This is a genomic window from Paraburkholderia sp. BR10882 (genome assembly GCF_040948855.1).
Lineage (GTDB): Bacteria > Pseudomonadota > Gammaproteobacteria > Burkholderiales > Burkholderiaceae > Paraburkholderia > Paraburkholderia nodosa_A.
In genome coordinates, this window is record NZ_JBFPKP010000010.1 from 1 (window position 1) to 13,072 (window position 13,072).

At 65.4% G+C, this 13,072-nt stretch carries 11 protein-coding genes; 7 read left to right on the forward strand and 4 right to left on the reverse strand.

The features are described from left to right. The coding region (locus AB3X99_RS24065) for an FUSC family protein (RefSeq protein WP_368618369.1) at positions 1 to 1,338 on the reverse strand (1,338 nt) is incomplete at its 3' end. A 389-nt stretch (positions 1,339 to 1,727) separates the two neighbouring features. Between AB3X99_RS24065 and AB3X99_RS24070 the strand changes: the two genes are divergently transcribed. The 7 genes from AB3X99_RS24070 to AB3X99_RS24100 all read left to right on the forward strand — a co-directional run bounded on the left by AB3X99_RS24070 (position 1,728) and on the right by AB3X99_RS24100 (position 8,132). Beyond that, complete coding sequence (locus AB3X99_RS24070; RefSeq protein ID WP_368618370.1) at positions 1,728 to 2,693, forward strand: LysR family transcriptional regulator; 966 nt, start codon at positions 1,728 to 1,730, stop codon at positions 2,691 to 2,693. A gap of 189 nt (positions 2,694 to 2,882) precedes the next feature. Continuing rightward, complete coding sequence (locus tag AB3X99_RS24075; RefSeq protein WP_368618371.1) at positions 2,883 to 3,242, forward strand: response regulator transcription factor; 360 nt, start codon at positions 2,883 to 2,885, stop codon at positions 3,240 to 3,242. Further along, positions 3,212 to 5,455 carry a PAS domain S-box protein gene (locus AB3X99_RS24080; protein ID WP_368618372.1) on the forward strand — a complete coding sequence of 748 codons (2,244 nt, stop codon included), beginning with the start codon at positions 3,212 to 3,214 and terminating at the stop codon, positions 5,453 to 5,455. Before AB3X99_RS24075 ends, AB3X99_RS24080 begins: the two co-directional genes overlap by 31 nt. Beyond that, positions 5,452 to 6,108: a response regulator transcription factor gene (locus AB3X99_RS24085; RefSeq protein ID WP_254316569.1), complete on the forward strand. Its 657-nt coding sequence runs from the start codon at positions 5,452 to 5,454 to the stop codon at positions 6,106 to 6,108. Before AB3X99_RS24080 ends, AB3X99_RS24085 begins: the two co-directional genes overlap by 4 nt. 417 nt (positions 6,109 to 6,525) lie before the next feature. Then, positions 6,526 to 7,455 (forward strand): helix-turn-helix domain-containing protein, encoded by a 930-nt coding sequence (locus AB3X99_RS24090; protein ID WP_254316568.1) that lies wholly within the window; start codon positions 6,526 to 6,528, stop codon positions 7,453 to 7,455. Then, the gene (locus AB3X99_RS24095) at positions 7,442 to 7,633 is read left to right on the forward strand and encodes a hypothetical protein (RefSeq protein WP_368602962.1); all 192 of its coding nucleotides are present in this window, start codon (positions 7,442 to 7,444) and stop codon (positions 7,631 to 7,633) included. Before AB3X99_RS24090 ends, AB3X99_RS24095 begins: the two co-directional genes overlap by 14 nt. A 100-nt stretch (positions 7,634 to 7,733) precedes the next feature. Next, positions 7,734 to 8,132, forward strand: coding sequence for a DUF3331 domain-containing protein (locus AB3X99_RS24100; RefSeq protein ID WP_368618373.1), 399 nt, complete (start codon positions 7,734 to 7,736; stop codon positions 8,130 to 8,132). A 103-nt stretch (positions 8,133 to 8,235) separates the two neighbouring features. Here the strand turns inward: AB3X99_RS24100 and AB3X99_RS24105 are convergent, their stop codons facing one another. Genes AB3X99_RS24105 through AB3X99_RS24115 form a run of 3 tightly spaced genes read right to left on the reverse strand, consistent with a single transcriptional unit; the run spans position 8,236 to position 12,973 of the window. Beyond that, entirely contained in the window at positions 8,236 to 9,231 is a 996-nt protein-coding gene (locus tag AB3X99_RS24105; RefSeq protein WP_368618374.1) for a cytochrome d ubiquinol oxidase subunit II, read from the reverse strand. A gap of 36 nt (positions 9,232 to 9,267) precedes the next feature. Then, the gene (locus AB3X99_RS24110) at positions 9,268 to 10,665 is read right to left on the reverse strand and encodes a cytochrome ubiquinol oxidase subunit I (RefSeq protein WP_368618375.1); all 1,398 of its coding nucleotides are present in this window, start codon (positions 10,663 to 10,665) and stop codon (positions 9,268 to 9,270) included. Continuing rightward, entirely contained in the window at positions 10,652 to 12,973 is a 2,322-nt protein-coding gene (locus AB3X99_RS24115) for an FdhF/YdeP family oxidoreductase (RefSeq protein ID WP_368602965.1), read from the reverse strand. The genes AB3X99_RS24110 and AB3X99_RS24115 overlap by 14 nt, the downstream gene beginning before the upstream one ends. Positions 12,974 to 13,072 lie beyond the last annotated feature (99 nt).

A 13,072-nucleotide genomic window follows, 5' to 3' on the forward strand; every position in this document is an offset into this window, starting at 1 on the left:
CAGCGTACTCGTGATGGCCACCGCGACGATCGCGGTCGCGCCGCCAACCCAGCCCGAGGCAACCCACACGGCGCCGACCAGCAGGACTGCGAGCGCCGCGCGAGCGCCTGCGACCAGCGCGGCCGTGCGGTTAGCCACCGCGTGCTGGCGCGCGATACGGCTGATCGCCTGAAGCACGGAGACGTTCCAGGGCAGGCGGTCGGCGTTGCGCGCTTCGATATAGCGGCGGCAGAGCAGGCGCAGATCCGCTGTCATGAAAAGGAGCGCGGCACCGGTGCTCGCCACGACCCGGCGTTGCGATGGCGGCAGATCCGCGAGCGCTTGCAGTTGCGCGGCGAGCCGCGCGGGCAGCGCCGCTTCGAACGCGTCGAGTTGGGGGAGCAAGGCGGCCACGGCGGCGTCCGTGATGCCTGGCGCGCCCGCCTGCGCAGGCATGAGCGCGAGCGTCGCGTCGGTCAGCGCCGCGATGGCGGCCTGCGCGCGGGGATGCGCGTCGGCGATCGCGTGCGCCTTGAGGCGTTGCAGTGCGTAGAGCCACGTGACAGTGTCGAGAAAGCTGCGGTCGAGATCGAGAAAAACGGAATGCAGGAACCGCATCGACGGATCTTCGAATAGCGCGCCGGTGCGCAGCAACTCGACGTTCGCGCGCTCGCTGATAAGGCCCAGCAGCGCGTCCGCCTGCGGAGCGGCCGACGAGGGCGTCTGCGGCATCGACGTCGCGTGTTCGAGCGTCGTGCGCAGGGCGCCCAGCAGATGCGTGAAGCTCACGCGGCTTGCCGCAGCGAGCGCCGGCGCGACGTTACGCGGCAGCACGATCGAACTCACCACGCTCGCGCACACCACGCCGATCACGACCTCGCTGATCGTATAGACCACGTTGTCGAATACGCCGTACGGATTCGATATCGCGGGCATCGCCGTGATCGCCGTGGCGAAGCCGGTGAGCACGAGACCGTAGGACTGGAAATTGCGAAAGTACGCCGAGCCAAACGCGCACAGTCCGATCCACGCCGCGAGCGCGAGAAAGAAGGGCAACGGCTGCTGGGCGAATAACGCGATCAGAACGAGGCCCGCGAGGCTCCCGCCCACCATGCCGAGCCCGCGATAGAAACCGCGCGCGATCACGATGCCGCTTTGCTGGTGCATCATCACGATTACACAGGAAAGCATGGCCGTGGCCGGCGAGCGCAACTCGAGGCGCATGCACAGGCCCATCGAAAGCGCGACCGCGAGGCCCACCTTGACGATGTGCAGAAAGCGCGGCGCGTCGTCTTTCCAGTACGCGAGCCATTCGTCGCGCAGGCGCGGCGGTGTGGCGCCTGCGGGCGTCACGTTCATGGGTGTCCTTTTCAATGTCGGTTGCGCGTGCGTCATGCCGGCGTGGTCCGCCGGCAATTCAACCTGTCCGGTGCATCAGTCGATGCGCGTCCGGAAGAATTGCACAGGGCAAAAATGTTTGCGCTTAAGCGCCGGGCGCGGCTTCGGTAGCCAGTCCAACGATAGCAACGCGCTTGCGCCGGCACCATCAGCCTCTGATATGTCCGTTTCAGACCATCGATTGACGTTCCATACCTTGGTTTAGGTTGGGCGCACGGCGTCGTTCGAATCTGAAAACGCCGGCAGAAATCACGCACCTCGACTCGCCGGGCTGTCCATCATCCACCTCGTCGCCAGGTTACGAGTCCCGGCATGCGCTACGGCGCCATTCACAAGTGGAGAGTCTCGCTATGGACATGTTCAAGTCACTCAAGGCATTTATCGCTGTCGGGCAACTGGGAAGCTTCACGCAAGCCGCGCGTGCGTCGGGCTTGTCGACGCCCGCCGTGAGTCGTGCCGTGTCCGACCTCGAAGGCGCGCTCAAGGTACGGCTGTTGAACCGGTCCACCCGCAAGGTGAGTTTCACGGAAGAGGGCGCGCTTTTTTTTGCGCCGCTGCTCGAAGGGATTCAATTGATCGAATCGGGCATGAGCGACGTGTGCCGCTCGAACGCGGCCCTGCGCGGCGTGATTCGAATCGGCGCGCCACCGGTGATAGCGGGCACCATGCTCTCGCCGCTCATCGCGGCCTTCAGCGAGTTGCATCCTGAGATTGAATTCGATGTGTCGATCGACGAACGCCACAACGAAACGCTCGACGAACAGATCGACGTGGCCGTGCGCGTGGGCGTGGAGCCGGACTGTAGCTGGATCGTGCGCGCGCTCGGCACGCTCAAGCTGGTGCAATGCGCCGCGCCCGCGTATCTGCGCCGGCGCGGCGCGCCGCGCACGCCCGATGAACTGGCGCGACATCGCTGCATCGGGCTAAGGGGCTCGCGCGGTTCGCGCGGTTCGCTTGCCCAGGCCTGGGAGTTCGCCGCGAGCGGCGTGCCGCTTAGTTGCCCGATCCAGGCGGTCGCCACCTTCAACGAGGTGAGTGCCATCGTGCATGCGGCGCGCGCGGGGGTGGGCATTGCGCAGCTTCCGCAGTATCTCGTGCGCGGCGATCTTGCGGCGGGGCGTCTGGTGAGCGTGCTGCCCGACTATGCGAGCGAGCGCCGCAAGGTGCTGCTCTGCTATCCCAGGCGCGCGCCCATGCCCATGCGGGTGCGAAGTTTCATCGATTTCGCCTTCGCGCGCCTGAGCGACGAACTGCACGGCGCGCCACGACCCGCCATGCTCCCGCAGCACGCGCCGCAGGACATGGCGCTTGCGTGAGGGCAGCGCCGCTCGAGGCCCGACGAGTGAAACGTTACCCGCTTCATACTTAGATATAGTTGTCACACATCGAGATATAGTGTTACTCGACGACGCCCCTATCTAAGATAACGAACATGAGCGGTCAGCACTTCTCGAGCCCCGCCCGAAACGCTGTACTGGACGAGGACCATTCGCTTGCAAACCCCCATGATAGTTTCCATCGTCGACGATGACGAAAACGTGCGTCTCGCGACTTGCAGCCTGCTGAGGTCGCTGGGTTGCGACGTTCGGGTGTATGCATCGGCTGAGGCGTTTCTGGATTCCGGCCGCCTTGGCGACGTAAACTGCGTGATTTCCGACGTGCAGATGCCCGGCATGGGCGGCATCGAGATGCAGCGCAAGCTCGCCGAACTGGGGTCGGCCGCGCCCATTATCTTTATCAGCGCATTCGGCTCCGAGGCGCGGCGCAAGGAAGCGCTCGCCAATGGCGCGCTGTGTTTTCTCGACAAGCCGGTCAACGGGGATGCGATCCTCGCATGCCTGGAAAAACTCAGTCGTTCCACTTGAACGCCACGCTCATCCGATCCGACGCCATTCGGCATCGGCCCGAAGGGGGCCTGGTCCTCTGGCTCGCCGCGCTCGTCGCGCTCGGCGTATTCTGCGTCGACGCGTTCACGCCGCTCGATATCGCCGTGGCCGTCTTCTATGTCGTGGTCGTGCTGCTCGTCGCGTCGAGCGGATCGAGCATGGCCGTGGTGGGCACCGCGGTCACCGTCGGCGTGCTCACACTCGCGGGCTTCCTCTTCTCGCACGGCAGCGACTATACGGGCAGCTCGATCGCGCGTTGCGTGGTGAGCCTGCTCGCGATTGGCTCGACCTCGTTCCTCTCGCTGCGTAATCTCGCGAAAACCGCGCAATTGCACGAGCAGATCGATATGCTCAACCTCACGCACGACGCGATCCTCGTCTACGACCTGGGCGGCAAGATCATGTTCTGGAATCACGGCGCGGAAGCGCTCTATGGCTGGAGCGCAGCACAGGCCGTCGGCCAGCGCATCCACGATCTCACGCAAACTCGAGCCGCCGCGCCGCTCGACGAGATTGACGCCGCGCCGCTGAGCAACGGTCACTGGTCGGGCGAACTGCAACGCGTGCGCCGCGACGGTCGCGCCGTGAGCGTCATGAGCCGGCTTGCCGTATGGCGCGACGCCAAGGGCGAGCCGCGCGCGATACTCGCGACGAACAACGACATCACGCTGCAAAAGCAGATGGGTGAGGAACTCGCGGCGCAGCAGAGGGAATTGCGTGCGGCGATTGACGCGATTCCGGGCATGGTTTGGAGCGCTTCGAACGAAGGCGACGTGGTGTTCGTGAACCGGCGCTGGCAGGAGTCCGGCATCGACACGAAGGACCGGGACATGGACCTGTGGGCGGCCCTCGTGCATCCGGACGACTTGAGCCGCATGCGCGGCGACTGGCGGGCCTCGGTCGCTTCCGGCCGGCCGCTCGACAATCTCTCGCGCGTACGCCAGCGCGACGGGCGCTACCGCTGGATGCATATCGCCGCCGAGCCGCAGCGCGACGCGAGCGGCGCGGTGCGCCGCTGGTATGGCGTGAACACCGATATCGAGGCGCGCAAGCGCGCGGAGGATGCGCTCACGCGCAGCGAGGCCTTCCTCGTCGACGCGCAGCGGCTGAGCAAGACCGGCAGTATTGGCTTCGCGCCCGCGAACGGCGAGATGATCTGGTCGAACGAGGCCTGGCGCATCTTCGGCTACGACCCCGCATCGGAGATGACGCCAAGCCTTGCGCTCATTTTCGCGCGCACGCACCCCGACGACCGCGCCCAGGTCGAAGCCGCGCACGGCGGCGGCGCCACGCTCGCGCCGCTGATCGATCTGGAGTACCGGCTGGTGATGCCGGACGGCGCGCTCAAATACGTGCACTATGTCGCGCATCTAGGGCCGCCTGCATCGACCGGTCTCGCCTATGTGGGCGCGCTCATGGACATCACCGACTCGCGCCAGACGCAGGAGGTACTCGCGCGCTCGATGGCAGAACTCGCGCACGTGACGCGCATGACCACGCTCGGTGAAATGGCGGCCTCGATGGCGCACGAAGTCACGCAGCCCATGGCGGCCGTGGTCACGTCTGGCGACGCCGCGCTGCGCTGGCTCAACCGCATCGAGCCCGATGTCGACGAGGCGGCGCGCTCGATCGGGCAGATGATCAAATCGGCGCGGCGGGCCAACGAGATCGTGCGCCAGATACGCGCCATGGCGCAAAAGTGTCCTGCAGCATTCACCTGCATCGCGCTGGACGACGTCGTGGACGAAGCCGTGGAACTGATGGCGCGCGAATTCCAGCGCAACGGCGTGTGCTGCGACGTGCAGCGCGCGCGTGAAAAAGCATTCGTTCATGCGGATAATGTCCAGTTGCAGCAGGTAGTCATCAATCTGCTGATGAACGCGGTGCAGGCGATGGCCGAACGCGAGCGCGCGCCGCGCCGCGTTGTCGTCGCAACCCATAGGCTGAACGAACAGGAGGTGCAATTGAGTATCGAGGATTCCGGCCCCGGTATCCGCGAGCAAGATCGCGAACGCCTGTTCAATCCATTCTTTACAACAAAGGCAAACGGCATGGGCATGGGACTGTCAATCTGCCGCTCGATCGTCGAAGCGCATGGCGGCAGCATTGGCCTTGACGCGCCGGCGGCTCACGGGGCGCGCTTTTTGATTACACTGCCGCTGGAATCCGCACAAGAGGAGCTTGTCACATGAACGTTCAGCGCGATGCAGGGGGCTTGGCGCCGGGCCGGCTTGTCTACGTGGTCGACGACGACGACTTGATGCGCGAGGCCGTGGGCACCTTGCTGCGCTCGGTTGATCTGCCGGTGCAGACGTTCGCATCGGCGCGCGAATTTCTCGCCTTCGAGCGGCCCGACGTACCGAGCTGCCTGATTCTCGACGTGCGCCTCAAAGGGCAGAGCGGCCTTGCGGTGCAGGAGCAGATTGCGCAGAGCGATCTGCGCATTCCCATCATCTTCATGACCGCACACGGCGATATCGCCATGACGGTCAAGGCCATGAAGGCGGGCGCCACGGACTTTCTCGCCAAGCCGTTTCGCGATCAGGACATGCTCGACGCCGTCGATCACGCGCTCGCGGCCGATGAAAAGCGGCGCAGCGCCGATCGCTCCGTTTCGGACCTGCGCAAATGCTATGGATCGCTGACGCAGCGCGAGCGCGAAGTGATGGCGCTGGTGGCCTCGGGGCTGCGCAATAAACAGATTGCCGCCGAAATGAATTTGAGCGAAATCACCGTGAAGATTCATCGCGGCCAGGCGATGCGAAAAATGGAATCGAATTCATTCGCCGATTTCGTGCTCAAGGCGAAGACGCTTGGCATTAGCGCGTCCGCCGACGAATCCTGAATCGCAACGCTCCTCATATCTCCCGTTTTCCACGCTTGCACGCCCGCCGATTTCCGCCAATGCGCGAATGACCGGGCGCGCCGCCGTTCATGGAATTTTCAATTCCTTCTACCACGCTTTTTATCGGCGGCTCATACCAAGGTATGAGCGGATCAGTGCACGGGGAATAAGCGGCCGACGGAAATACGGCGCGCGTGGGGTACCTCGTCCTTCATTTCGTACTACGGGATATTTAGACGGGCATTGGGTTAAACGTCGGTATGAGTGCCTCAAACATTCACGCCAAAGGCGCAATCCATTGTACGACTAGTGGGCGCGATATTCGTCGGGTAAGGTGGAGCCTGATCACATTACTCATCGTCGTGGCGCTTCAGGTCGGAACTTGGACACGACGGCGGCGAGAAAGGAGCGAATCTCATGAGCAATCTGTCCGACTGTCTTGTGCCGTCGCGCGCGGCGCGCCAGCCGATCGACGCGGAAGCCGAATGGCGCGTACCGGGCGACAAGCTGCAAACGTCGCCCGAGATGCGGGTCCTGCGCTGGTCGCGCAGGCCGCGCGTGCCGCTCGATGTCGTGAGCGATGGGCATGCGTCGATGCATTGCGTGGCACTCAATCTCAAGTGCACCGTGGTCGATTTCGATTACGGCGCGCGTCCGCTGATTCGTGGGCGCGTGTCGGCGGGCGTCGCGCATGTGGGCGCGCCCGGTGTTGCCGCGCGGGCGTGCTTTTTGTCGCCATGCGACGTGCTGCATCTGTACGTGGCGCAAAAGGTGCTCGAGGAATGCTACGCGGACCTGTTCGAGCACGCGCACAACGGCGACCTCGTGCTTGGCGACGGCCGCTTGCTGCGCGACCCCGCGATCGAGCGCCTGAGCCAGGCGCTAGCGGTTTCGCAGACCAGCGACGCCGCGCTTGGCAAGGTCTTTACGGACAGCGTAAGCCTCGCCATCGTTTCTCGCCTCGTGAGCCGCCAGTACGCGGGAACGTCGCGCAGCGCGCGCGTCGCGGCCGAGTTGCCGAAATGGCGCATGACGCGCGTGATGGAGTACGTCGACGCGCATCTCGGCGACCCCATCGGGCTCGCGGAAATGGCGCAGAGCGCGGGTCTTACGCGCATGCACTTCGCGGCGCAGTTTCGCGAGGCTTGCGGCCTGCGCCCGCATGAATACCTGCTGCGCCGGCGCATCGACCACGCACAGTCGCTGCTGCTCGGCTCGCAGCACAACGTGCTCGACGTCGCGCTCGCCTGCGGCTTTCGCTCGCAGGCGCACTTCACGACCGTCTTCAAGCGTTTCGTGGGAGAGACGCCATATTCCTGGAGGAAAAGCAACGATGGGCTTCGATAGCGACCTCGTGCGCTTCATGGCGCACAGCACGCAGTATCTGCTCGGTCATCTTCCCACGGAAGCGGCGCACGAGCCGAAGGTGGAAACGGCGGTGCTCCCGTCGCCCGCCGAGTGCTTGCCGGGTGTCGAGTCGCCGCATGGATTTGGCGGCATCGAAGCGGAACCTCTCCTCGTCTGAAGCTTGACCGTTTACGCTGCCGCCGCGAATGGAACTTTGGCGCAGCGAGATCCCAGAATCCACAGCAAAGTTGAACGCGGTTACAACAGGAGTCCGAAATATGGAAGCGCAAACGCAAGTTGTCGACCCGTGGCAAATGACGATTGGCCTGCTTGGGTTGTTGTCGGGCGAGACGTGTCCGAGCCAGCCTGTTCCGGCGGCGCGCAAGCCCGCTTCGCGCCGCAACGCCGACAAGCCCGTGCCCGGCCTCACGATCCGTGTGCTGGAGCGCGCCACGGCCACGCGCGTCACGCTCGCCTGGCGCGATCCCGCGCGGTGCGCGTATTGCGATCAGGAGTGGTATCGCACCCGCGCGCGCCGCTCGGGCGTGTGCGCAGTGAGCGGGCGCGAGATCCGGCGCGGCGAGCACGTCTATCGCCCGCGCCCGATGCGTCCGCAGGCGCTCAACGCCGACGCGATGATCCATAGCCTCGTTCTCGACGAAGCGGCGCGCACTTGAGGTGGAAACCACGCCCTAGCGCGATAAGAGGCGAACATGAAAGAGGGGCGCTCCGCACGGAGCGCCCCTCTTTCATTGGGCGTTCGGAACAAACGCCCGCGTCTCAAGCGTTTTCCTCCGCGTGTGCGGGCATGCTGACCTTGCCGCGGAAGATGTAGTACTGGTAGAGGTTGTAGCCGATCATGACCGGAAACACGAAACCGATGCCGATCAGCATGAAGGTGAGCGTCGCGCTATCGGAAGCGGCGTCGATAATGCGCAGCTTGCCCGGCACGAAGTCGGGAAAGAGGCTGATGGCGAGACCCAGAAACGAAATCAGGAACATCGCGATGGTGGCGCGAAACGGCAGGGCCGACGCCGTGCGCCGCAAGCCGACCAGGATCGCGACGAAGGCCAGCGCCGCGAGCAGGCCGAGCGCGCCAAGCATGTGCACGACCGGTGCTTGCGACCAGCGGTCGTGGCCCACGCTGCTGTAGAGCCAGGTCGCGGCGCTCAGCGCGAGTGCCGCCGCCACGCACACCTTGGCGTACACGTTTGCCGCGCCGCGCGCCCACTGCTCGAGCGGGCCCTGAGTCTTCTGGATGAGCCATGTTGCGCCCAGCAGACAGTAGCCCGCGATCACGCCCACCGCCGAACAGGCGACGAAGAGCGCGCTCACGGGCCCGGGTTCGAGCGCGGTGATGACCTTGCCGAGAATGACGCCCTGCGCGGCGGCCGCCACGACGCTGCCGAAGCCGAACACGCGGTCCCAGAGGGCGCCGCGCGTCGCGCTGTGGCGGAATTCGATGGCCGCGCCCCGCATGATGAGGCCCGCGATCAACACCATCACGGGCACATAGAGCGCTTGCATGAGGAGGGCGTAGGCGAGCGGAAAGGCGCCGAAGAGTGCGCCGCCCACCACGACGAGCCAGGTTTCGTTGGCGTCCCATACGTGGCCGATCGAGGCGACCATCACGTCGTGATCGGCACGCTCGCGGCGCAGGATCGTGAGGATGCCGACGCCGAGATCGAAGCCGTCGGTGACGACGTAGAACGCGAGCATGAGACCGATGAGGCTGAACCAGGTATAGGCCAGCATGACATGCGTGGAAGTATCCATGAGGGTTCCTTCGTCCTTCAGCGAGAGGCGGTGGCTTCAGCCCACCGTGGTGTGTGAATCGGCCGCTTGCGATGCGGCGCGCGTCGGAGCGATGAGCAGGTCCGGTCCCGTGCACAGCCAGCGGCGCGCGAGCAGGAAGAACGTGAGGATCAGCACGAGGTAGAACGAGAGGAACATGACGGTGCTGGCTGCGACATGGCCGGGCGGCACGGCCGAGACGGCATCGCGCGTGCGCAGCAGGCCATAGACGACCCACGGCTGGCGGCCCACCTCGCGCACGATCCAGCCCGCCTCGACGGCGATATACGGCAGCGGGATCGCCGCTACCCACGCGCGCAGCAGCCAGCGGCGCTGAAGCAGCGCGTCGAGCCTGCCGTGTACGCGCCGCAGGCACCAGGCGGTCCACAGCGCGAGCGCCACGAACAGAAAGCCGATGCCCGCCATCACGCGAAACGCGTAGTAGAGCAGTGGCAGCATGGGCGGCTGGTCCTCGCGCGCGAAGTCGGCGAGCCCCTTCACGGTGCCGTGCAGCGTATGGGTGCCCAGCACGCTCAGCATGCCCGGCACCTCGATCGACCAGTCGTTGCGCTGCGCAGCCTGATCGGGCCAGGCGAGCAGCGACCACGACGCGCCCGTGCCCGGCGCATTGGTGTGCCAGTGGCCTTCGATCGCCGCGCCCTTGGCGGGCTGGGTGGCGAATACGCTCACGCCGCTCGAATCGCCGAGCCACACCTGCAAGGGCGCCGCGACGAGCAGCACCGCGAGCGCGAGCTTGAACGAGCGCGCGAAGAATTCGGCTTGACGCGCGCGCAGCATTTGCCACGCGGAAATACCCGCGACCACGAACATGCCCGTTTCGATCGCGGCCACCCACATATGGCCCACGCCCCAAGCGACATCGGGGTTGAAGATCGCGTGCAGATAACTGCTGACGACGATCTTGCCGTCGACGACTTCGATGCCCGCCGGCGTCTGCATCCACGAGTTCGCGACCATGATCCAGAACGCGGAGAGGCTGGAGCCTAGCGCGACCATCGCCGTTGCGAACAGATGCACGCCACGCGGCACGCGGTCCCAGCCGAGCAGCATCACGCCGATGAAGCCTGCTTCGAGCATGAAGGCCATCGCGCCTTCAAAGCCGAGAATGTTGCCGATGAATTGCCCGCTGTACTGCGCGAAGCCTGCCCAGTTGGTGCCGAACTGGAACTCCATGGGAATGCCGCTCACCACGCCCACGGCGAAGTTCAGGATCAGGAGCTTCGACCAGAAGCGTGCGTGCCGGTAATACGCGAGATCGCCCGTGCGCAGCCACAGGGCCTTCACGAGCAGGACGAAGGCCGCGAGGCTGATCGTGAGGATCGGCCAGAGAATGTGGAAGATGGCCGTGAGCGCGAATTGCAGGCGCGAGAGGGCGAGCGTGTCAAACAGTTCCATGGAGGCTTCCTTGTTGCGCAGCGGCGCCGGCACGCCGGATCTTCACGGGCACGCCCTTATAGGAAGGCGTGCGGCTTTGCGGGTCGTAGGCATAGAGCGGCACGAGCGGATTCGCCTCGGGGTAGTAGGCGCCGCAGCAGCCGTCGGGCAACGCATATTCCACAAGCGTCAGGCCGCGCACGACGCGCTCGATGCCGTCGTGCGACAGGGCGACGAGGTCCACGCGCTCGCCCGCGTGCATCTCGCGGCGGCGCAGTTCCTCGGCGTTCACGAAGACCACGTCGCGTTGGCCAAATACGCCGCGATAGCGGTCCGAATGCGAATAGAGCGTAGTGTTGTACTGGTCGTGGCTGCGCATGGTGGTGAGCCAGAGCGCGTCGGAGTCGCCGTGCGCGGGATCTTCGTCGAGCCCCTGAAACACGAGAAAATTGGCCTTGCCCGTGGCCGTGGCCCAGATGCGATCGCGTGCGGTCGAGCCCAGATGGAAGCCGCCTGGCACGCGAATGCGCGCGTTGTACGCCTGGAATGCGGGAAACACGATTTCAATGGCCTCGCGAATGCGGTCGTAGTCGGCCACCAGGTGCTCCCAAGGCACGCGCGAGCGCGCGCCGAGCGTGGCGCGCGCGATGCCCGCGACGATTGCGGGTTCGCTGCGCAGGTCCGGCGAGGCGGGCGGGTTGCGGCCCGCCGAAGCGTGCACCATCGACATCGAATCTTCCACCGTGATCGATTGCGGGCCGTTCGCCTGCACGTCGATTTCGGTACGGCCGAGGCAGGGAAGGATCAGCGCGTCCTTGCCGTGCACGAGATGGCTGCGATTGAGCTTGGTCGCGATGTGCACCGTGAGCGCGAGGTTGCGCATTGCCGCCTGTACGCGCGGCCAGTCGGGCACAGCCGCCGCGAAGTTGCCGCCCAGGCCGATGAAAACCTTCGACTCGCCCTTGAGCATGGCCTCGATGGTCGCGACGACATCGCGGCCATGTTCGGCGCTCGGCCGAAAGCCGAAGGCGCGCTCGATGCCGTCGATGAGCGCCGCATGCGGCTTTTCCGTGATACCGACCGTGCGGTTGCCTTGCACGTTCGAATGGCCGCGCACGGGGCACAGGCCCGCGCCTGGGCGGCCCACATTGCCGCGCATGAGTGCGAGGTTCGCGACCTGCTGCACATTGGCGGTCCCGCAGTGATGCTGGGTGATGCCCATGCCGTAGACGAGGATCGCGTTCTTCGCCGCCGCGTAAAGGCTCGCGGCCGATTCGATGTCAGCCTGCGCGAGGCCGCTATGGGCGGCGATCGATTTCCATGACGTCGCGCGCAAGTCCGCTTCGAGCGTCTCGAAGCCCAGGGTATGGCCCGCGATGAATTCGGTATCGAGAATGCGCGGGCGGTCGTGTGCCACAGCGGCGTCGTCCATTTCGAGCAGCGCCTTCATCATGCCTTTGAGCACGGCCGCGTCGCCACCGACCTTCACTTGATAGAGACAGGTGCTGATGGGCGTCGAGCTGAAGGTGGCCATTTCGATCGGGTTCTGCGGCGCTGCGAAGCGCTCGAGCGCGCGCTCGCGAAACGGATTGAACGAGACGATGCTCGCGCCGCGGCGAGAGGCCGCGTGCAGGTCGCTCATCATGCGCGGGCTGTTGGTGCCGGGGTTCTGCCCGAAGATGAAGATGGCGTCCGCGTGCTCGAAGTCCTCCAGCAGCACCGTGCCTTTGCCGACGCCGATCGACTGCGGCAGGCCCACGCTGGTCGCTTCGTGGCACATGTTTGAGCAGTCGGGGAAGTTGTTGGTGCCGAATTCGCGCACGAACACCTGGTAGAGAAAAGCGGCCTCGTTCGAGGCGCGCCCCGACGTGTAGAAGTCCGCTTCGTTCGGGCTCTCCAGCGCGTTCAGATGCGTGCCGATCAGCGCAAATGCTTCGTCCCAGCCGATGGGCACGTAACGGTCGGTGGCGGCGTCGTAGCGCATGGGGTGGGTGAGGCGGCCGACCATTTCAAGGTCGTAGTCGTCCCACGCGGCGAGCGCACTCACGCTGTGCGCGGCGAAAAATTCCGGCGTGCAGCGCTTGTCCGTGGCCTCCCAGGCCACGGCCTTCGCGCCGTTCTCGCAGAATTCGAACGAGGAAGTGTGCTTCGGATCGGGCCACGCGCAGCCGGGGCAGTCGAAGCCCTCGGGCTGGTTCATGCGCAGCAACGTGCGCGCGCCGGAGACCGCCACGCCCTGCAGCGCGAGCGCTTCGCCCGTGGCGCGCAATGCGCCCCAGCCGCCCGCCGGTTCTGTATAGATGCGGATTGTTTTTTTGTCGCTAGCCATGTCGATTCCTTCGCGGCGAGGGAGGACGCCACGTGTGCGAAGGGTGACGCGTTTGCGCCGCCGCAGCTTGCGGCGCACGGCTGGCGATTTCGAAATCGC